This is a genomic window from Paraoerskovia marina DSM 21750, assembly GCF_000701465.1.
Lineage (GTDB): Bacteria > Actinomycetota > Actinomycetes > Actinomycetales > Cellulomonadaceae > Paraoerskovia > Paraoerskovia marina.
This window is the reverse complement of sequence record NZ_JNIY01000005.1, coordinates 30736-50894: the sequence shown is the minus strand read 5'-3', so window position 1 is coordinate 50894 and position 20159 is coordinate 30736. Positions and strand designations below refer to the sequence as shown.

Here is a 20159-nt window from a genome sequence, read left to right as displayed (position 1 = left end):
CCTGGTCACCTGAAGTCACGCGACGTCGACGCCACCGGGAGGCGCAGGGCCGCCAGATGCTCGGCCACGAGATTCGTCGCGCCGTCGGCCCGTTCCACCCGCCCGCGGACCACCATCGCCGCCGCCGACCGCGCGACCGGCCGGAATCTCTTCCACAGCCCCGGGGAGCAGATCACGTTCAGGATCCCCGTCTCGTCCTCCACCGACAGGAAGGTCACCCCGCCGGCCGTCCCCGGGCGCTGTCGGTGGGTCACCACTCCTCCGACGGCGACGCGACGACCGTGCTCCACCTCCGTCACGTCCTGGACGGTGAGCACGCCCGCGCGCGCCAGCCCCTCCCGCAGGTGCTGGGTGGGAAAGCTCTCCGGGGAGACACCCGTCGCCCAGACGTCGGCGACGTCCTGCTCGACGGCCGACATCCCGGGAAGGGTCGGCGCCTCCACACCGACGCTGACCCCCGGCAGGGTTCCCGGGCCTTCCTGGGCCAGCGCTCCCGCCGCCCACAGCGCCTCGCGTCGTCCCACCCCCAGGGACTCCAGCGCTCCCCCGGTCGCCAGTGCCTCGATCTGGCCCGTGGTCAGGTCCACCCGGCGGGCCAGGTCGCGCAGACCGCCGAACTCTCCCTCCTGCCTGACCCGGACGATCTCGTCCGCGAGCGCCTCACTGATGCTCCGCACCGCCACCAGACCGGTCCGTACGGCGAGCGAGCCGTCCTCGAGCCGTTCCACGCAGGCCTGCGCGCGCGAGGCGTTGACGTCGGGGCGCAGCACCTGGACACCGTGCCGGCGTGCGTCGGCGGCGAGCGACTGCGGCGAGTAGAACCCCATCGGCTGCGCGGCAAGAAGCCCGGCGTAGAACGCCGCCGGGTGATGGACCTTCAGCCACGAGCTCGCGTAGACGAGGAACGCGAACGAGTAGGCGTGCGACTCGGGGAAGCCGAAGTCGGCGAACGCCTTGAGCTTGTCGAAGATCTTCTCCCTCGCGTCACCGTCGACACCCTTGCGGGCCATCCCGGCCATGAGCCGCTCCCGCAACGCCTGCATCCGTTCGGCCGACCTCTTCGACCCCATCGCCCGGCGCAGCTGGTCCGCCTCCGCGGGGGTGAAGTCCGCCGCGTCGATCGCCATCTGCATCAGCTGCTCCTGGAAGAGCGGGACTCCGAGGGTCTTGGCGAGCGACTTCTCGAGCAGCGGGTGCAGGTACGTCACGGGCTCACGTCCAGCGTGCCGTTCGATGTACGGGTGCACCGAGCCGCCCTGGATCGGCCCCGGACGGATGAGCGCGACCTCGATGACGATGTCGTAGAAGCAGCGGGGCTGCAGCCTCGGGAGCGTCGACATCTGCGCACGGGACTCGACCTGGAAGACGCCGACGGTGTCCGCCGCGCAGAGCAGGTCGTAGACCGCGGGGTCCTCGGGCGGGAGCCCGTGCAGGGTGAGCTCGACCCCCTCGTGCTCCGCGACGGACTCGAACGCGAGCCGCAGCGCCGTCAGCATCCCGAGGCCGAGCAGGTCGAACTTCACCAGGCCCGCGTCGGCACAGTCCTCCTTGTCCCACTGCAGGACCGTGCGCCCCTCCATCCGCGCCCACTCCACCGGGCAGACGTCGATCACTGGCCGGTCGCACATCACCATGCCGCCCGAGTGGATCCCGAGGTGACGCGGGAGACGCAGGAACCGTTCGGCGAGAGCGAGCACGGGCTCCGGGATCTCCCCCTCCTCGGCCGCGGACTCCGGGCGGCGACGTGGGACGACGTCGTGCCTGTCGTCGGCGGCCCCGTCCGTGGGCGGCCCCCAGATCTCCTGCTGCCGCCGGTCCCGGGCGGCCGTGCGCGTCTGCACGGCCGCCTCCCCGGTGGGTTGCGCGGGGGCGCGCAACGACCCCCACCGCTCGATCGACTTGCTCCATGCGTCCTGCTGCCCGACGTCGTGGCCCAGGGCGCGGGCGGCGTCCCGGACGGCCGAACGGGGTCGGTAGGAGATGACGTTCGCGACCTGCGCCGCATGGGTCCGGCCGAAGCGCTCGTAGACGTGCTGGATGACCTCCTCCCGTCGACGGGACTCGATGTCGATGTCGATGTCCGGGGGCCCGTCGCGCTCCGGGGCGAGAAAGCGCTCGAACAGCAGCCCGTGCCGTACGGCGTCGACGGCCGTGATACCGAGGGCGAAGCAGACGGCCGAGTTCGCGGCGGACCCGCGACCCTGCGCGAGGATGCCCCGCGTGCGGCAGAACTCCACGAGGTCGTAGACGACGAGAAAGTACCCGGGGAAGTTCAGGTCGGTGATCACCTGCAGCTCGTGGTCGATCTGTGCCCAGGCGCGCTCGTTCAGACCCTCCGTTCCCGGAACGCCCGTTCCGGGACCGCCGGTTCCTCGACCCGTCTCTCGGTGCCCTCCCGCGGGCCTCGGTCCGTAGCGCTCGGTCGCTCCTCGCTCGGTCAGCACCCGCAACCAGGAGGCCTCGTCGTGCCCCGTGGGCACGGGGTAGGGCGGGAGCCGGGGCGCCACGAGCGAGAGGTCGAAGGCGCACTCCTCCCCCAGGGCCGCCGCCGTCTCGACCGCCCGCGGGTGCCGTCGGTGGCGGTCGAGCATCTCGGCGGCGGAGCGCAGGTGTGCCGTGGGGGCTCCCGGGAGCCACCCGTCCATGTCGTCGAGCGAGGACCGCGCACGCACCGCCGCCAGTGCCCCGGCGAGGTCCGCGTCGCGCGGCCGGGCGTAGTGCACGTTGCCCGTCGCGACGACAGGCAGGCCCGCATCCTCGGAGAGCGCGACGAGCGCGTCGCACACCACGCTGTCCTGTGGTCCGCCCCCGTCCGTGATCTCGACCGCGACGTTCTCCCGACCGAAGCAGTCGACGAGCCGCGCGAGCTCACGCCGCGCGGCCGCGTACCCGGCCTCCCCCCGGACGGTCGGACCGCCTCCGGTCAGGGCATGGCGGACCGCGCCCTTGCGACAGCCGGTCAGGACGAGCCAGTGCCCGTCCGCCCTCTCCCCCAGCTCCTCCAGCGTGTATTGCGCCGCACCCTTGCTCCCCGTCGCCAGGTGGGCCGTGGCGACGGCCGAGGAGAGCCGACGGTAGCCGTCCGCCCCACGAGCCAGGACCAGCAGGTGCTCTGCCCGGGGGTCCGGCACCCCCGTCGGCGCGTCGAGCACCGGCCTGGCCGCCCGACCCTGTGCCCTCGGCAGGTGCAGCTCCGCGCCGAAGACGGTCGGGAGCTCGACCGCGCGTGCCGCCTGCGCGAAGCGCACCACCCCGTACAACCCGTCGTGGTCCGTGAGGGCGAGTGCCGAGAGACCCAGTCGTGCCGCCTCCGCAGCCAGCTCTTCCGGGTGCGAGGCACCGTCGAGAAAGCTGAAGGCCGAGTGCGCGTGCAGCTCGGCGTACCGGGGCCTAGTCATAGATCGCCTCCACGGCCCAGCGGCCCGCCGTCGACGCGAGGAGCAGTCCCGTCCCGTCGTCGAGCACGACCTGGAGATACACCCGGCGACGTGGTGCGGGGGTCCACCAGCGCTCGGCCATCGGCCAGGGCCCCGCCCAGGCCTGGATCACGTGATGCTCTCTCGACGGAGAGCCGTCGCGCAGCGACGCGGGCGTCCCGCTCATCGCCAGCCGGACGTCGATCGTCACCGGGCCGCCGTTCTCGTCGAGCACGACGACGTCCCGCGCGACCGGAAGGACGGTGGCGGGAGCAGGGTGCGGCAGCCGACCGGGCCAGGGAAGCGCCGGGTCCCGCTCAGGGGGCACCTGCTCACCGAAGGGCACCAGGTGGACGCGGTCCCGGTCGTCCCGCCCTCCCTGCAGCTCGACGGTGACGACCGCGTCCCCGCCGAGGAGGCCCTGGACGCGGACGAGCGCCCTGCGCGCGCGATGGTCCTCGCCGCTGGACGCGCCCCAGAGGCGGGGCTGCTGGGTCCCTGCGGCGATCACGTCCTCGGCCCGGATCGACAGCTCGACGAGGTTGCCGGGCTGCACACCGCGCACGGCAGATCCGGTGAGCCAGCCGTCCAGCTGCCAGCGCACGCGCTCGGTGATCCGTGCGGCGCTGAGTCCTCCCACGGCGTCGTCCCCGCATCGCCACGTCCGCTCCAGCTCACCACCCGACTCGGTACGCGCACCGATCCGGAGCCGCCCGGCCGACACCCCTGCCCGGACGAGCCGGGCATGCAGGTCCTCGGCGAGCCTCCGGGCGGCGAAGGTCGCGACGTCGACCCGCTCGGCAGGAGGGTCCAGGGCGGTGACGACGGCGATGTCGGGCTCGACCCGACGCCGCCCCGGGGGCCGGAGGTCGGCCCCGCCGGCCATCGCGTGCGCCCACTCCCCGAGGGCCCCGAAGCGCATACCCATGCTCGAGCCCGGCAACGCTGCCAAGGCGCCGAGGGTCGAGATGCCCAGACGTCCCAGGAGATCGGTCAGCTCAGAGACGGCACGCACCTCCACGCCCCCTCCTGCGGCGGCGTGCACGAGGTCGTGAACGGGTCGCGGACCAAGAAAGGCTGCGGACCCGCCCGGCGGGACCACCCCGTCCCCGCGCGCCGCCAGCACGGCGGCGAGCACCCCGTCGGCGACCCCCACCTGCGACTCGAAGCCGGAGTCCGCCGCCACCTGGCTCACCAGCGCCTCTGCGAGCGCCGCCTCCGACCCGTGATAACGGCTCGCGCCCGCGGCGGGTAGAAAGAGGAGCCCCGGACGGGCGATCTCGATCCCCGCCACGACCTTCTCCACGGCGACGGCCACCGGCTCGAACTCCCGCGCGTCCCGGGAGTCGTCGGGAGCCAGCAGCTCCAGGTCCGGGCAGAGCTCCTGGGCACGGCGGCGACGCATCCCGCGCCGCACCCCGTGGGCCCGCGCGGTGCTGGAGACCGCGGTGATACGGTGCGCGGCACAGATGGCGGCCGGGGTGTGCGCCGGCACCTGCATGACCGCCATCGCGGCGAGCACCGGCCAGTCCGGCACCCACAGCACGGCGGTCCTGGTCGCGCTCATCCGACGAGCCTGAGGGCAGGGTGCGGCCCGTCCGCACCGGGGAGGTCGTCGACCGCACCCGGCGCGCGTCCGGGTGCCGGGGCACGCAGGGGCAGCTCGATCTCGTAGCGGACCGGGCGGGCCGCCTCTCCACGCCCTGTGCGCTCGACCGTGAGGCGACGGCTCCGCAACCACCCAGCGCCGTCGTCGATCCCCGACCAGGTCCCCGGTCCCGCCCTCAGGACGAGGTGCGCCTCCTCCCACTCCGTGGCCGAGACGAGGACCGCGCCTCGTTCCCGGGCACGGGAGGAGAGCCGACGCCGGTCGGCCGGCGTGACCGGGGCGTCCGGCCCGAGCACCACCAGGTCCAGGCCGTCGAGCAGCGCGGCGATCGCCGCCGGGGCCTGCGGGCCCGGTGCGGGGACGAGTGCCGTGCGCGTGAGCTCGACACCGGCGTCCGCGGCGGCCACCATGCCCACCCGAGGGTGCCCGACCATGACGGTCCAGGCCCCCGCGGCAGAGGCCTGCGCGACGAGCGAGAGCAGCAGCGTCGTCGAGTGCCGGACGACGATCGTGGTCCCGCGGTGCAGCGCCCCCTGCGGCAGCAGGGGCTCCAGCTCCGGGTGCACCGGCCAGAAGCGCTCGGAAGCCGGAGAGGACTCCGCCGTCGCGCGGGGTGAGATCACCGGTGCGTGCCGGAGCCCGGGCAGAGGTGCCGGAGCCACCGCGTGGGCCACGCCGGTCCTGCGCTCGGCGGCGACCAGGGCGGCGCGCGCCCGTGCCGCGCGATCGTGCGAGGGCGCGGTCGACGACGTCGTACCCCTCATGCCACCTCCCCGATCCTGCGCACCGTTCGATCGGAGCACTGTTCGAACACCTGTTCGAACAGTCATCAGTTTTCGCTCTCCTCGAACACATGTCAACCGGAGCCCGCCCGCCTGGTGCCGATCCTGTGTTCCTGTGCACGATGGGAGGCATGAACATCACCGACCGACCCGTCGCCCCCGATCCCTACGCCCAGCTGCCGGCGGTACCGTCCTTCACGCTGACGAGCACGGACCTCACCGACGGCGAACCGCTCGACGACGCCCACGCCGCCCGTGGCGACGACCTCTCCCCGGCCCTGGGGTGGTCCGGGTTCCCCGAGGAGACCCGGTCGTTCCTCGTCAGCTGCTTCGACCCCGACGCCCCCACCCCTGCCGGCTTCTGGCACTGGACCGTCGTCGACATTCCTGCCGATGCCCTCTCCCTGCCGACAGGCGCCGGAGGTGACGACGGCGGCTCCGCCCTGCCGGCCCCCGCCTTCCAGGTGCGCAACGACGGCGGCGGGACCGGATACACCGGGGCCGCCCCACCCCCCGGGGACCGGGAGCACCGGTACGTGTTCGCGGTCCACGCCCTCGACGTCGAGACCCTCGGCCTCGACCCGGACGCGACCCCGACCGCGGTCGCCTTCACCGCCCTCTTCCACACCGTCGCCCGCGCCACCCTGACCGCGACGTACGAGATCCCCGCCGAGGAGGACGAGTGAGCGAGCCGGCACTCCCCCGGCTCGGCAGCCTCCCGTGGACGCCGGCGCTCGACCGGCCGGACCTGCTGGCGGACCCCGTCCGCGACGCGCTCGCCGCCTGGGCCGAGGACGAGCCCCGCGTCCGCCACGAGGTCGCGGTCACCGAGATCGACCCCGACCATGCCGACACCGCCACCCTCAACGCGGTGCACGAGCTCCCGCCCTCGGCCTCGGCGAACTGCGTCCTTGTCGCGGGCAGACGGGGCGGGGAGGAGAGAGTCGCGGCCGTCGTCGTGCTCGCGACCACACGCGCCGACGTCAACCGTCGGGTGCGGACCCTGCTCGACGCCCGCAAGGCGTCGTTCCTCGCGCACGACCGCGCCGTGGCGGAGTCGGGGATGGAGTTCGGCGGCATCACACCGCTCGGACTCCCCGGTCAGTGGCGGGTGCTCGTCGACTCCCGGGTCACCGCACCGGGGGCTCCTGCCCTGATGGGGAGCGGGCTGCGCCGCTCGAAGATCCTGCTCCCGGGCGACCTGCTGGCCACGTTCCCGCCGGTCGAGGTCGTCGAGGACCTGGCGCTGCCGATCGTGCAGACCTGAACGGGGCTCAGCCCTCGGAGCGCCCCTGACGCCAGTAGCCCATGAAGGCCACCGAGCGGCGGTCGACACCGAGGTCGCGCACGAGATACCGGCGCAACGACTTGATCACGCCCGCCTCGCCGGCCAGCCACGCGTAGAGCACCGTGTCCTGGACGAGGGCCGCACCGTTCTCGTCGACCGGGACCTCCCAGAGGATCCCGTGGTCGAGGTCCACGTCCTCGAAGGCCACGTCGTTCCCGGTCACGACCTCGTCCTGCGAGCGCCGCACTCCCATGGAGAGGAGGCGGTCGGCGGCGTCCTTCACAGCGGGCTCGAGCCGTTCGCCGTGGAGGGCACCGTCCCGGGGCAACCAGGTGACGCGCACACCTGCGGGGACGTCGAACGTCCACGTGTCGTCCGCCGTGGGGACCTCGAGGAAGATCTCGCCGAGGGCGTCCTCCGGGAGGGACTCACAGATCGACGTGATCGCCGGGACCGCCGTCTCGTCACCGGCGAGCAGCAGGGCGTGGCTGCAGGCGGGCGGGGCGAACTCCACACCACCGGTCGGGCCCTCGTGCCGCGCGTTGGGCCCCAGGAGGACCAGCGGGGTACCGGGGCCTGCGGCGAGCGCCCACCGCGAGGCGGGACCGAGGTCGCCGTGCAGGACGACGTCGACGTCGACCTCCTTGCGGTCGTGCCGGACCGCCCGCACCGTGTAGGTGCGCAGAGGGTTGCGACGCTCCTCGGGCTGAGCACGCCAGGCGGCGTACCACTCGGGGCTGCGGTCGAGGTGCACGTATCCGCCGTCGGGGGCGGGAAGGACGAACTTGATGCGCTGGTCGCGTCCGTTGTCGGCGAAGGCGTCGAGGTCGTTTCCGGTGAAGGTCACGCGGACGAACGAGGCACAGAGTCGGGTGACGCGAGCCACCGTCACGTCGAACATCCGGTACGGCCGTTCGGTGACCTGTGCGAGGTCGACACTCTGCGTCATGATGGGAAGGCTAACCTAAGAACGGATGCGTTCCAACCCTCCGTGACAGATCACACCGTCGGCGTGCGGCGGCGGGCGAGTGCTCGCCCGCCGAGCCCGAGCGCCAGCACGGCGAACCCGGCGGCGACCGCCGTGCCCGGAAGCGTCAGGGCGAGACCCACGCACCCGACCAGTCCCAGGACCGCCAGCCACCGCGGGTACCGCCGGTGCTCGGCATGCTGGGTGAGCGCCGCCGAGTTCGCGACGGCGTAGTACGTCAGCACGAGGAACGAGGAGACGGACACCACCTCGCGCAGGTCCAGCGTGAGGACCAGGACGACGAGCACCGCGCCGAGGGCCGTCTCCGTCCGGTGCGGGACACCGAACCGGGGGTCGACGGCGGCGAACCACCGGGGCAGGTCACCCTCGCGGGCCATCGCCAGACCGGTGCGCCCCACGCCCGCGACGAGTCCGAGCAGAGCGCCCAGGCATCCGGTGCTCGCCCCGACGACGACCAGCCACACCGGTCCCCCCGCGGCGGCCACGACGTCGGCCAACGGCGCGGCGGATGCCGCGAGAGCCTCGACGCCGAGCGCGCGCAGCGCGACGACGGCGATCACGAGGTAGAGCACGACGACGAGGACGAGCGCCGTGACCACCGCGCGCGGGATCGTCCGGCGCGGGTCGCGCACCTCCTCGCCGAGCGTGGCGACCCGCGCGTACCCCGCGAACGCGAAGAACATCAGGCCGGCGCCCTGGAGCACCCCGAGGACGCCTGCGTCGGCCACGCCCGCCCACAGCTCGGCGACGGCGCTCCCCGGCGCCGCGGGCGCACCGGCACCGAACGCCACCACCGCGAGCAGCACGGTGGCCGTCACCGCGACGAGCACACGGGTGACCTGTGCAGTGCGGGAGATCCCCCGCAGGTTGACCGCCACGATCAGGACCACGGCGAACGCCGCACCGACACGCGGGGTGTCCGGGACGACGTAGTACCCGAACGTCAGAGCCATCGCGGCGCACGAGGCCGTCTTGCCGACGACGAACCCCCACCCGGCCACGAAACCCCAGGCGGGGCCGAGCCGCTCACGCCCGTAGAAGTACGCACCGCCCGACGTCGGGTACTGGGCGGCGAGCTGCGCCGTCGACGTCGCGTTCGCCAGCGCGACGAGGCCGGCGAGCAGGATCGCGACGACGACACCGGCACCCGCGACGTCCACGGCGGGGGCGAAGACCGCGAAGACCCCGGCACCGAGCATCGACCCGACGCCGATGACGGTCGCGTCGACGAGCCCGAGACGGCGTTGCAGCGGCATCAGACGCGCGTCGCCCAGAACGCCACCGCGGAGGCGGCAGCGACGTTCAGCGAGTCGACGACGCCCGCCATCGGGATCTTGACGGTAACGTCCGACGCCGAGACGGCCCTGGCCGAGAGCCCGTCACCCTCCGTCCCCAGCACGAGGGCGAGTCGCTCCGGCGGGTCCGCCTCGAGGTCGTCGAGCGAGACCGCGTCGTCGGCGAGGGCGAGGGCCGCGACCGTGAACCCGTCGTCCTGCAGCTCGTGCAGGCCCGTCGGCCACGCGTCCATCCGTGTCCACGGGACCTGGAACACGGTCCCCATGGAGACCCGTACAGAACGGCGGTACAGGGGGTCGGAGCATCGCGGCGAGACGAGCACCGCGTCGACACCGAGCGCTGCGGCACTGCGGAAGATCGCTCCGACGTTCGTGTGGTCGACGATGTCCTCGAGCACGGCGACGCGCCTGGCCCCCCGACCACCTCGGGCAGAGGCCAGCAGCTCTCGCACGGACGCCAGCGGCGGGCGGTGCATCGCCGCGAGCGCGCCGCGGTGGAGGTTGAACCCGGTGATCTCCTCGAGCAGCTCCGACGGCGCGACGTACACCGGGACCGGCGTGCCGTCCTCGCGCGGGGGAAGCTCCGCGATCGTCGGGGCGAGGTCGGGCAGCCACTTCTCCGCCATGAGGAACGACCGCGGGCGGTGGCCCGCGGCGATCGCCCGTCGGATCACCGTCGCGCTCTCCGCGATGTACAGACCCTTCTCCGGCTCGTGCCGGGACCGGAGCCGGACGTCGGTCAGGTTCGTGTAGTCACCGATCCTGTCGTCAGCCGTTTCCAGGTGGACGACGCCGGGCATCTCGGTCACTCGCGCTCCCTCGTGTCGTGTCCGTGCGGTGCGGTGCCGTCGACCACGTCGGCGGACGCGGGTGCGGAGGCGAGGTCGGCCTCGGGCACCTCGACCTCACCGCCCTCGCCGTCGCTCACCGGCGCGGCGAACTGGCTCGCGTAGAGACGTGCGTACGCCCCCTCGGCGGCCAGCAGCTCGTCGTGGGAGCCCTGCTCGACGATCGAGCCCTGCTCCATCACGAGAATGACGTCGGCGTCCCGGATCGTGGAGAGCCGGTGGGCGATCACGAAGGCCGTGCGGCCCGACCGCAGGGCGTTCATCGCCTGCTGGACGAGCACCTCCGTGCGGGTGTCCACCGAGCTCGTGGCTTCGTCCAGGATCAGGATCGACGGGTCGGCCAGGAACGCGCGGGCGATCGTGAGCAGCTGCTTCTCCCCGGCGCTGACGGCCCCGCCGTCGTCGTCCAGACGCGTGTCGTAGCCGTCGGGAAGCGTGCGCACGAACGAGTCCACGTGGGTGGCTCGGGTCGACTCGAGGAACGCCTCCTCGTCGACGTCGACGCCGTCGCGCACGCCGTAGCGCAGGTTCTCCTCGATCGTCCCGCCGAACAACCACGTGTCCTGCAGCACCATCCCGATGTCCCCGCGCAGCTCGTCGCGCGTCATCTGTCGGGTGTCGACCCCGTCGAGCAAGATCCGGCCGCCGTCCACCTCGTAGAACCGCATGATGAGGTTCACGAGCGTGGTCTTCCCGGCGCCGGTCGGCCCCACGATCGCGACGGTCTGGCCCGGCTCGACGACGAGGTCGAGGTGCTCGATCAGCGGCGCGTCGTCCCGGTAGGAGAACGAGACGTCGTCGAACTCGACACGCCCGCGCACCGGCTGGACGGAGACTCCCCCGGCAGGGTCGGGACTCTGCTCCTCGGCATCCAGGAGTCCGAAGACCCGCTCGGCCGACGCCACCCCCGACTGCAGCAGGTTCATCATCGACGCGATCTGCGTGATCGGCTGGGTGAACTGCCGCGAGTACTGGATGAACGCCTGCACCTCACCCAGGGAGATCGCGCCGGAGGCGACCCTCAGACCACCCACGACCGCCACGATGACGTAGTTGAGGTTGGCGATGAAGCCCATCGCCGGCTGGATCGTGCCGGAGATCGCCTGTGCTCTGAAGCTGGCGTCGTAGAGGGCCGCGTTCTCCCGGTCGAAGTCGTCGAGCGCCGACTGCTGGTGCCCGTAGACCTTGACGAGCGTGTGGCCGGTGTACATCTCCTCGACGTGGGCGTTGAGCCGTCCTGTCGCCGCCCACTGCTCGATGAACTGCGGCTTCGACCGCTTGGCGATCATGGCGGTCACGAGGACCGACAGCGGGATGGTCACGAGGGCGATGACCGCGAGGAGCGGCGAGATGTAGAACATCATGGCGAGCACGCCGACGACGGTGAGCACGGCGGTGACCAGCTGTGACAGCGTCTGCTGCATCGTCTGGGACACGTTGTCGATGTCGTTGGTGACCCGCGAGAGGATCTCTCCGCGCTGGTTGCGGTCGAAGTACGACAGCGGCAGCCGGTTGATCTTCGTCTCCGCGTCCGCCCGCAGGGTGCGGGCGGTGCGTTGGACGACGATCGCTGTCAGACGGCCCTGGAGCCATCCGAAGACAAATGCCCCGAGGTAGACCACGACGACCGCGAGGAGGATCGTCGCGAGCGCCGAGAAGTCGATCCCCTGACCGGGGACGACGTCCATCGCCCCGACCATCGCGGCCAGCTCGTCCTCGCCCGCCTGCTCGAGCCCCTGGACGGCCTGCTCCTGGGTCGCACCCGCGGGCAGCTGGGAGCCGATGATGCCCTCGAAGATCACGTTCGTCGCGTTCCCGAGGAGCTTGGGGCCCGCGACGGCCCCCGCCACCGAGACGACGGCCAGGGCAAAGATCGTGAGGATCAGCGGGCGTTCCGGGCGCAGGCGTCGGACGAACTGGCGGAAGGACCCCGTGAAGTCCGAGGCCTTCTCACCCGGCACGCCCATGCCCCCGTGAGGCCCGGGGCCCCCACCCTGGCGCGGCGGGCGGGCGGGCGCCGCGGCACCGGACGGACGAGCCGCGTCGGCGGGTGGTGTCGTGCGGTCGTCGGCGCTCATGCGCTGGCCTCCTCGATGGAGAGCTGCGAGTACACGATCTCCTGGTAGGTCTCGTTGGTCTCCAGGAGGTCCTCGTGGGTTCCCTCGCCGACGACCCTCCCTCCGTCGAGCACGACGATCTTCTCGGCGCCGCGGATCGTCGAGACCCGCTGGGCCACGACGAGGACCGCAGCCTCACGCGTGCGAGGTTCGAGGGCCGCGCGCAGCGCGGCGTCCGTCGCATAGTCGAGCGCGGAGAACGAGTCGTCGAAGAGATAGATCCGAGGCTCCCGGATCACCGCCCGGGCGATGGCCAGGCGTTGGCGCTGGCCGCCGGAGAAGTTCGACCCACCCTGTGCCACGGCCGCGTCGAGCTGCCCGTCGAGGTCCTGCACGAAGGACTTCGCCTGGGCGACCTCGAGCGCGTCCCACATCTGTTCCTCGGTCGCGTCGGGTCGCCCGTAGCGCAGGTTGTCGGCGACGGTCCCGGAGAACAGGAAGGCCTTCTGCGGCACGAGGCCGATGATCGAACCGAGGTCCTCGGCGGTCAGGTCCCGGACGTCGATCCCGTCGACGCACACCGCGCCGGACGTCGTGTCGAAGAGACGAGGGATCAGGTTGAGCAGCGTCGTCTTTCCCGACCCCGTCGACCCGATGATCGCCGTCGTCTGTCCCGGTTCCGCACTGAACGTGAGGTCGTGCAGCACCGGCTCCTCGGCGCCGGGGTAGCCGAAGGCCGCACCCCGCAGCTCGACCCGGCCGGTCGGCCGCTCCGGCAACGGCGTGGGGTCGTCCGGGTTGACGACGGACGGCTCGGTCCTCAGGACGTCACCGATCCGCTCCGCCGCCACCGCCGCGCGCGGCAGCATCACGAACATCATCGTCGACATCATGACGGCCATGAGGATGTACATGATGTAGCTGAGGAACGCGGTGAGCTCGCCGATCTCGAGCTCGCCCGCGTCGATCTGACGCCCTCCGAACCACATCACGGAGACGCTCGAGAGGTTCATGACGAGCATCACGAGCGGGAACATCAGTGCCATCAGCTTGCCGGCACCCAGGGACGTGTCGAACAGCGCCTCGTTGGCGACGGCGAACCGCTCCTGCTCGTGCCGCTCGCGCACGAACGCCCGGATCACCCGGATCCCCGTGATCTGCTCGCGCATCACCTGGTTGATGCGGTCGATGCGCTTCTGCATCCGGCGGAAGTACGGGATCATCCGCGAGACGACGAGCCCGACGACGACCGCCAGGATCGGCACGATCACGACGAGCAGGAGCGACAGCTTGGCGTCTTCCTGCAGCGCCATGATGATGCCGCCCACCAGCATGATCGGGGCCATCACCATGATCGTGAACGACATGAGGACGACCATCTGGACCTGCTGCACGTCGTTGGTCGACCGGGTGATGAGCGACGGGGCCCCAAACTTGTTGACCTCCTGGGCGGAGAACGACTGCACCTTCTCGAAGAACCCGCGCCGTACGTCCCGGCCCAACGACATCGCCGCCCGGGCACCGAAGAAGACAGCCAGCACCGCGCAGAGCACCTGCCCGATGCTGAACGCCAGCATCACGCCACCCGTGCTCAGGATGTACTCGGTGTCACCCTTGGAGACACCCTCGTCGATGATGTCCGCGTTCAGGCTCGGCAGGTAGAGGGTGGCGAGGGTCTGGAGCAGCTGCAGGACGAGAACCGCGACCACCGCCCACCTGTACGGGCGCAGGTACTCCTTGAGGAGCTGGATCAGCATGGGGCCTCCGGTCTCACGATCCGCAACATGCGGCTACAAGACTCTACGCGTGACGACGCCACGCCCTTCGCGATTTCGCGGACAGCGTGGCGGCGTCGATCAGCGGCGTCAGCCCTTGGTCGGCGGCGTGTCCGTCCCGTCGTTCCCGGGCTCGTCGACCGGCTCGGCCGACGGCTCCGATGTGCTCGGCACGTCCGCGTCGAGCGGCCGCGGCTGAGCGCCGGAGGCGGCGTTCTGCGGCGGACGTGCCGGAGCACCGGGGCGCTGGCCCGTCTCGACGCCTGGCTCGAACGGTCGGCCGGAGTAGGTGCCGGCACTCGTCGCGTCGGCGGTCGCGGCCTGAGCCTGACGCCGGGCCTCGGCCAGTGCCTCGGCCGGGTCCGTGAGCGAGGAACCGAACGTGAGCCGGTCGCGGTCCCGCCGCGCCGAGTCGCCCGTGGCGGCCGCGTCGTCGCCCGACGGGCCCGAGCCCGCGGACCCGGTGAGTCCCTGGGTGATCGAGTTGAGCGCTGCCGTGAACTCCGTCGGCATGAGCCAGAGCTTCGACGACGTGCCGTTCGCGATCTCGGGGAGCGTCTGCAGGTACTGGTACGCAAGCAGCTTCGGATCCGGGTCGCCCTCGTGGATCGCGTCGAAGACCTGCAGGATGGCGCGGGCCTCGCCCTCGGCCTCGAGGATCTTGGACTGGGCGGCACCCTCGGCACGGAGGATCTGGGACTGCTTCTCACCCTCGGCCGTGAGGATCTTCGACTGCTTGACGCCCTCGGCCGTGAGGATCGTGGCACGGCGGTCGCGCTCCGCGCGCATCTGCTGCTCCATCGCGCCCTGGACCGACTGCGGCGGGTCGATCGACTTGAGCTCGACGCGGTTGACGCGGATGCCCCACCGACCGGTCGCCTCGTCGAGCACCCCGCGCAGCTGGCCGTTGATCTGGTCGCGGCTCGTCAGTGTCTGCTCGAGGTCCATCGAACCGATGACGTTACGCAGCGTGGTGACCGTGAGCTGCTCGATCGCGGTGATGTAGTTCGCGATCTCGTAGACGGCCGACTTCGGGTCGGTGACCTGGAAGTAGATCACCGTGTCGATGCTGACGACGAGGTTGTCCGAGGTGATCACGGGCTGCGGTGGGAAGGAGACCACCTGCTCGCGGAGGTCCACCTGCGCACGCAGCTTGTCGATGAAGGGAACGAGCAGGTGCAGCCCGGCGTCCATCGTCCGCGAGTACCGGCCCAGGCGTTCGACGATGATCGACGTCGCCTGCGGGACGATCCGCACCGCCTTGAACAGGGCAACCACGACGAAGACGACGATGACTGCCAGCACGATGTACAAGATGAAGGTCCCGACACTCGGGTCGCTCATGAACTCTCCTCGTCGATCATTCACCGGCCGTCACCGGCCGGACCCGCGAGACGCTCCCACGGAAGTTCGTGCGCTCGTGCTCCGCGGGTCACATCGCGGAGGGTGCCCGCCCGTGCGGCGCGGAGCTCGACGTCCCGACGACGGCGGTCGCGCCGTCGATGCGTAGCACGCGCACCTCCGTGCCCACGGGGAGCGACGGCGCCTCGTCCTCGGTGCGGGCGCTCCAGACCTCACCGGCCAGCTTGATCCGGCCGTGCAGCTCGGTGACGTCCTCCAGGACGACGGCCATGCGCCCGACCTGGGCGGCGGCGTTGGTCTCGGTGAGGGTCATGCGCGAGCGGAGGCTCCGCAGGAGCCAGGGCCTGAGTGCGAAGAGCAGCAGGCCGGAGGTCACGAGAAAGGCCAGGATCTGCACCCAGACGGGCGCACCGAGACCTGCCGTCCCCGCGGCGGCGAGCGCCCCGCCGGCGAACATGATCAGGACGAGGTCGAGCGAGACGATCTCCAGGAGCGCGAGCACCGCTGCTCCGCCCAACCACCACAACCAGGCCATCGAACTCTCCCTCCCCGCCAGCACCCGTCGTCGGACACTGCATCTGCTCCAACCCTACTGCCTCGACCGACGGGCAGGAGGGGTTTCCACAGGGTCAGCGTGCGGAACGCGCGCTCCACCGGTCTCCGTCGTGCGAGACCTCGAGGGGCGTGCCGAACGTCGCCGTCAGGTTCTCGGCGGTCATGACCTCCTCCAGCGGGCCTGCCGCGTGGACGCCACCCTCGCGCAGGAGCAGCGCGTGGGTGAACCCGGGAGGGATCTCCTCGGGGTGGTGCGTGACGAGGACGAGGACCGGGGACGCATCGTCCTGCGCGAGCTCGGCCAGTGCGCCGACGAGCTCCTCGCGGCCGCCGAGGTCGAGACCGGCAGCCGGCTCGTCGAGCAGAAGGAGCTCCGGGTCCGGCATCAGCGCGCGGGCGATCTGGACGCGCTTGCGCTCGCCCTCGGACAGCGTGCCGTAGCGGCGGTCCGCCAGGCGTGCGACGTCGAAGGCGGCGAGCAGGGCGTCCGCCTGCTCGGTGTCCGTCCCCTCGTACTCCTCGCGCCAGCGTCCGGTCATGCCGTAGGCAGCGGTCAGCACCACGTCGCGGACGACCTCCCCCGGGGCGATCCGCTCGGCCAGCGACGCGCTCGCCAGACCGACACGCGGTCGCAGCTCGAAGACGTCGCTCGCACCAAGACGCTCGCCGAGGATCTCCACCGTTCCGGAGGTCGGGTGCATCCGTGTGCTCGCGAGCTGCAGAGCCGTCGTCTTGCCGGCCCCGTTGGGCCCGAGGATCACCCAGCGGTCGCCGTCCTCCACCTCCCACGAGACGTCGTCGAGGATCGTTGAGGCACCGCGACGCACGCTGACACCCTGGAAGGAAAGGACCGAGCTCATAGCGACTGACCCTATAGGTTGGTCGGTGTGGAATCACAGTCCGTCATCCCGCCACGCAGTGTCGTCCTGGCGTTGTGGGCGCGCGACCTCGCGGACGGGGTCGCGCTGCTTCCCGACGCGGTCCGCGCCGTGCGCGGCGACGACGAGCCGCACCGGCTCGGCAGCTCGTTCGACGGCGCCCCGCGCCGGGGTGAGGACGACGACGCCGAGCTCCGGACCCTTCTCACGATCGTGTCGTCCCCGGGGACGTCGACGGTCGCGGCACTGCCCGCACCGGGCGACCCCGCCGGGGTGCCGGCCGAGGCGAGCGCCGCCGCGACGGAGGCCGGCGAGTGCCTCCTCGTCGAGTCGACGGCCGGCGCGTTCGCGCTCGTGCCGTCGGTCGTGCGGTTCGGTTCGGCCTGGGAGCCCGGGCACCTCGTGACGTGGGACCGCGTGCCTGTCTCGAGCTGGGAGCGTCGCTTCTACGGCGTCGTCGGCGACGTCTCCGAGGCCGACCGCGCGCTACGGACGGCCCTGATCACCGCGACCCGCGCCCTGGCGGATCTCGACGTCGCACGCTGGCGGGAGGACGTCGGGGACGAGCTGGCGGCCCTGCGCGGCGAGAACCTGGGATGGCCGCTGCCACCGCGCGTCGAGGCGACGACGGCCCGGGTCACCTCGCTCGCCACGCGACTGCGTCGGATCGTCGAGCTCGCCACCGACGACGACGGCGGTGCCGCGTCGCTCTGGCAGGCGGACCAGCGCAGTGCGGCGCTGGGCGAGGTCGACCGCGCCGCTCGACGCGCCCTCGCGGCAGCGACCCTCACCGTGAGATAGCGGTCCCGAGCACCTGCGCGTAGACGTCGAGGGTCCGGCGCCCGACGGACTCCCACGAGAAGTGGTCCTCCACACGACGTCGCGCCGCACGTCCTTGATCGCGCGCGCGGGCAGGATCCGCGACCGCGTCCGACAGCGCAGCGGCGAGGTCCGAGACGAACCGCTCCGGGTCGATCGGTGTCCCCGTCCCGTCCTGCACCTGGTCGATCGGCACGAGCGTGCCCGTGACCCCGTCGTCCACCACCTCGGGGATGCCGCCCGTCGCGGTGCCGACCACCGGCAGACCGACCGCCATCGCCTCCAGGTTCACGATGCCCAGCGGCTCGTAGACCGACGGGCAGACGAAGACCGTGCACGCGGCGAGCACCGCCACGAGGTCGGGGCGCGGCAGCATCTCCTCGATCCACACCACACCGGTGCGCTCCTGAGCGAGCACCGCGACGGCGTCGGAGACCTCCGCGGCGATCTCCGGCGTGTCCGGAGCCCCGGCGCACAGGACCAGCTGGACCTCGGGCGGCAGTCGGCGAGCCGCCGCGAGGAGGTACGGCAGCCCCTTCTGGCGGGTGATCCGGCCGACGAAGACGACCGCAGGTCGGTCCGGGTCGATCCCGTGTGACCTCGCCACCGCGTCGGCCCGTTCCTGGTCGTCGCCCTCGACGGGACGCTGCCACCCGTCGAGGTCGATCCCGTTGTGCACGACGTGCACCCGGTCAGGGTCGATCGACGGGTAGGCGCGCAGGATGTCGGCACGCATGCCGCCCGAGACCGCGATGACGGCGTCCGCGGCCTCGTAGGCGGTGCGCTCCACCCACGACGAGACGCGGTACCCGCCACCGAGCTGCTCGGCCTTCCAGGGACGCAACGGTTCGAGCGAGTGGGCCGAGATCACGTGCGGGACCCCGTGCAGCAGCGACGCCAGATGCCCGGCCATGTTGGCGTACCAGGTGTGCGAGTGGACGAGGTCGGCACCCGCCGTCGCCGACGCCATCTGCAGGTCGACCCCGAGCACGCCGAGCGTGGCGTCTGCGCCCTCGAGCTCGGAGGGGACGCGATAGCCATCGACCCCGTCGGCGTCGCGCGGTCCGTCGAAGCAACGGACGCGGACGTCGACGTGCTCACGAAGGACGGCGGAGAGCTCGGCGACGTGGACGCCCGCACCCCCGTAGACGAAGGGCGGGTACTCACGCGTCAGCAGGTCGACTCTCACGTCCACACGGTATCCGGTCAGGCGTGCGGACGCGGGGTGGTCCGGCATAAGGTCGAGCCATGCCTACGCCACGAGTTCTCGCGATCGTCCTCGCCGGTGGCGAGGGCAAGCGGCTGATGCCGCTCACCCAGGCCCGCGCCAAGCCGGCCGTCCCGTTCGGCGGCCTGTACCGGCTCGTCGACTTCGCCCTGTCGAACCTCGTCAACTCGGGCTATCTGCACGTCGTCGTGCTGACCCAGTACAAGTCCCACAGCCTCGACCGGCACATCGCCCGGACGTGGCGCATGTCGCCGCTCCTGGGCAACTACGTCGCCCCCGTCCCCGCACAGCAGCGGGTGGGCAAGCACTGGTACCTCGGCAGCGCCGACGCGATCTACCAGTGCCTGAACATCATCGAGGACGAGAAGCCCGACATCGTGGTCGTGGTCGGGGCCGACCACGTGTACCGGATGGACTTCTCCCAGATGGTCGACGCCCACATCGAGTCGGGCGCGGAGATCACGGTGGCGGGAATCCGCCAGCCGATCGCGATGGCCGACCAGTTCGGCGTGATCGACACCGACCCCGAGGACCCCACCAAGATCCGGGCGTTCCTGGAGAAGCCGACCGACCCAGAGGGCCTGGCGGACTCACCCGGCGAGGTTCTCGCGTCGATGGGCAACTACGTGATGAACGCCGACGCCCTCGTCGAGGCCGTCACGCAGGACGCCGCGAGTCCCACGTCCCGTCACGACATGGGCGGTGACATCGTGCCCGCCTTCGTCGAGCGCGGAACCGCAGGTGTCTACGACTTCATCCGCAACGACGTGCCCGGCTCCACCGACCGGGACCGGGACTACTGGCGCGACGTCGGGAGCATCGACGCGTTCTACGACGCCCACAAGGACCTGATCTCGATCACGCCGGTCTTCAACCTGTACAACCAGCAGTGGCCGCTGTTCACGGGCAACACCGGCCTCCCGCCGGCGAAGTTCGTCCACGCCGCCGAGGGGCGGACGGGGCACGCCGCCGACTCCCTGGTCTCGCCCGGCGTGATCGTCTCCGGCGGGACGGTGTCGGGATCGGTGCTCTCGCCCGGGGTCTACGTCCACTCCTGGGCCACCGTCTCGGACAGCGTGCTGATGGACGGGGTCGAGATCCAGCGTCACGCCCAGGTCCACCGTGCGATCCTCGACAAGGGGGTCGTCGTCGCGGAGCGCGCCCGCGTCGGTCTCAACCCCGAGGAGGACCGCGCCCGCGGCTTCCACGTGACCGAGTCCGGCCTCACCGTCGTCCCGAAGGGAACCCTCGTTGACTGA

Annotated in this window: 16 protein-coding genes; 4 read left to right on the top strand and 12 right to left on the bottom strand. The window is 71.7% G+C overall.

Annotated features, from left to right (window positions below):
* Positions 1-5 precede the first annotated feature (5 nt).
* The 3 genes from Q343_RS0109195 to Q343_RS14555 are packed head-to-tail and all read right to left on the bottom strand — an operon-like array spanning position 6 to position 5789.
* Positions 6-3398: an error-prone DNA polymerase gene (locus tag Q343_RS0109195; protein WP_029253294.1), complete on the bottom strand. Its 3393-nt coding sequence runs from the start codon at positions 3396-3398 to the stop codon at positions 6-8.
* The gene (locus tag Q343_RS0109190) at positions 3391-4983 is read right to left on the bottom strand and encodes a DNA polymerase Y family protein (RefSeq protein ID WP_029253293.1); all 1593 of its coding nucleotides are present in this window, start codon (positions 4981-4983) and stop codon (positions 3391-3393) included. Before Q343_RS0109190 ends, Q343_RS0109195 begins: the two co-directional genes overlap by 8 nt.
* Complete coding sequence (locus Q343_RS14555) at positions 4980-5789, bottom strand: hypothetical protein (RefSeq protein WP_052367072.1); 810 nt, start codon at positions 5787-5789, stop codon at positions 4980-4982. Before Q343_RS14555 ends, Q343_RS0109190 begins: the two co-directional genes overlap by 4 nt.
* Before the next feature lie 149 nt (positions 5790-5938).
* On the opposite strand from Q343_RS14555, the gene Q343_RS0109180 reads away from it, so the two are divergent.
* Complete coding sequence (locus Q343_RS0109180; protein ID WP_029253291.1) at positions 5939-6493, top strand: YbhB/YbcL family Raf kinase inhibitor-like protein; 555 nt, start codon at positions 5939-5941, stop codon at positions 6491-6493.
* Positions 6490-7074 carry a YbaK/EbsC family protein gene (locus tag Q343_RS0109175; protein ID WP_029253290.1) on the top strand — a complete coding sequence of 195 codons (585 nt, stop codon included), beginning with the start codon at positions 6490-6492 and terminating at the stop codon, positions 7072-7074. Before Q343_RS0109180 ends, Q343_RS0109175 begins: the two co-directional genes overlap by 4 nt.
* 7 nt (positions 7075-7081) lie before the next feature.
* On the opposite strand, the gene Q343_RS0109170 is transcribed toward Q343_RS0109175, so the two are convergent.
* The 8 genes from Q343_RS0109170 to Q343_RS0109135 all read right to left on the bottom strand — a co-directional run bounded on the left by Q343_RS0109170 (position 7082) and on the right by Q343_RS0109135 (position 16835).
* Positions 7082-8044 (bottom strand): siderophore-interacting protein, encoded by a 963-nt coding sequence (locus tag Q343_RS0109170; RefSeq protein WP_029253289.1) that lies wholly within the window; start codon positions 8042-8044, stop codon positions 7082-7084.
* Positions 8045-8094: 50 nt separating this feature from the next.
* On the bottom strand, positions 8095-9339 hold the full coding sequence (locus tag Q343_RS0109165) for an APC family permease (RefSeq protein WP_029253288.1): 1245 nt from the start codon (positions 9337-9339) through the stop codon (positions 8095-8097).
* Positions 9339-10178, bottom strand: coding sequence for a TrmH family RNA methyltransferase (locus tag Q343_RS0109160; protein WP_029253287.1), 840 nt, complete (start codon positions 10176-10178; stop codon positions 9339-9341). Before Q343_RS0109160 ends, Q343_RS0109165 begins: the two co-directional genes overlap by 1 nt.
* 5 nt (positions 10179-10183) lie before the next feature.
* Positions 10184-12304, bottom strand: coding sequence for an ABC transporter ATP-binding protein (locus Q343_RS0109155; protein WP_081829749.1), 2121 nt, complete (start codon positions 12302-12304; stop codon positions 10184-10186).
* A complete protein-coding gene (locus Q343_RS0109150; protein ID WP_029253285.1) occupies positions 12301-14040 on the bottom strand; it encodes an ABC transporter ATP-binding protein in 1740 nt (579 codons plus the stop codon). Before Q343_RS0109150 ends, Q343_RS0109155 begins: the two co-directional genes overlap by 4 nt.
* A gap of 108 nt (positions 14041-14148) precedes the next feature.
* On the bottom strand, positions 14149-15402 hold the full coding sequence (locus tag Q343_RS0109145) for an SPFH domain-containing protein (protein ID WP_052367071.1): 1254 nt from the start codon (positions 15400-15402) through the stop codon (positions 14149-14151).
* An 88-nt stretch (positions 15403-15490) separates the two neighbouring features.
* A complete protein-coding gene (locus tag Q343_RS0109140) occupies positions 15491-15955 on the bottom strand; it encodes an NfeD family protein (RefSeq protein ID WP_029253283.1) in 465 nt (154 codons plus the stop codon).
* Positions 15956-16049: 94 nt separating this feature from the next.
* Positions 16050-16835: an ABC transporter ATP-binding protein gene (locus Q343_RS0109135; protein ID WP_029253282.1), complete on the bottom strand. Its 786-nt coding sequence runs from the start codon at positions 16833-16835 to the stop codon at positions 16050-16052.
* A gap of 27 nt (positions 16836-16862) precedes the next feature.
* On the opposite strand from Q343_RS0109135, the gene Q343_RS0109130 reads away from it, so the two are divergent.
* The gene (locus Q343_RS0109130; RefSeq protein ID WP_052367109.1) at positions 16863-17654 is read left to right on the top strand and encodes a hypothetical protein; all 792 of its coding nucleotides are present in this window, start codon (positions 16863-16865) and stop codon (positions 17652-17654) included.
* Here the strand turns inward: Q343_RS0109130 and glgA are convergent.
* On the bottom strand, positions 17641-18861 hold the full coding sequence (gene glgA / locus Q343_RS0109125; protein ID WP_029253280.1) for a glycogen synthase: 1221 nt from the start codon (positions 18859-18861) through the stop codon (positions 17641-17643). The genes Q343_RS0109130 and glgA overlap by 14 nt on opposite strands.
* A 59-nt stretch (positions 18862-18920) precedes the next feature.
* Here glgA and glgC point away from each other — a divergent pair, with 59 nt between their 5' ends.
* The gene (gene glgC, locus Q343_RS0109120; RefSeq protein ID WP_029253279.1) at positions 18921-20159 is read left to right on the top strand and encodes a glucose-1-phosphate adenylyltransferase; all 1239 of its coding nucleotides are present in this window, start codon (positions 18921-18923) and stop codon (positions 20157-20159) included.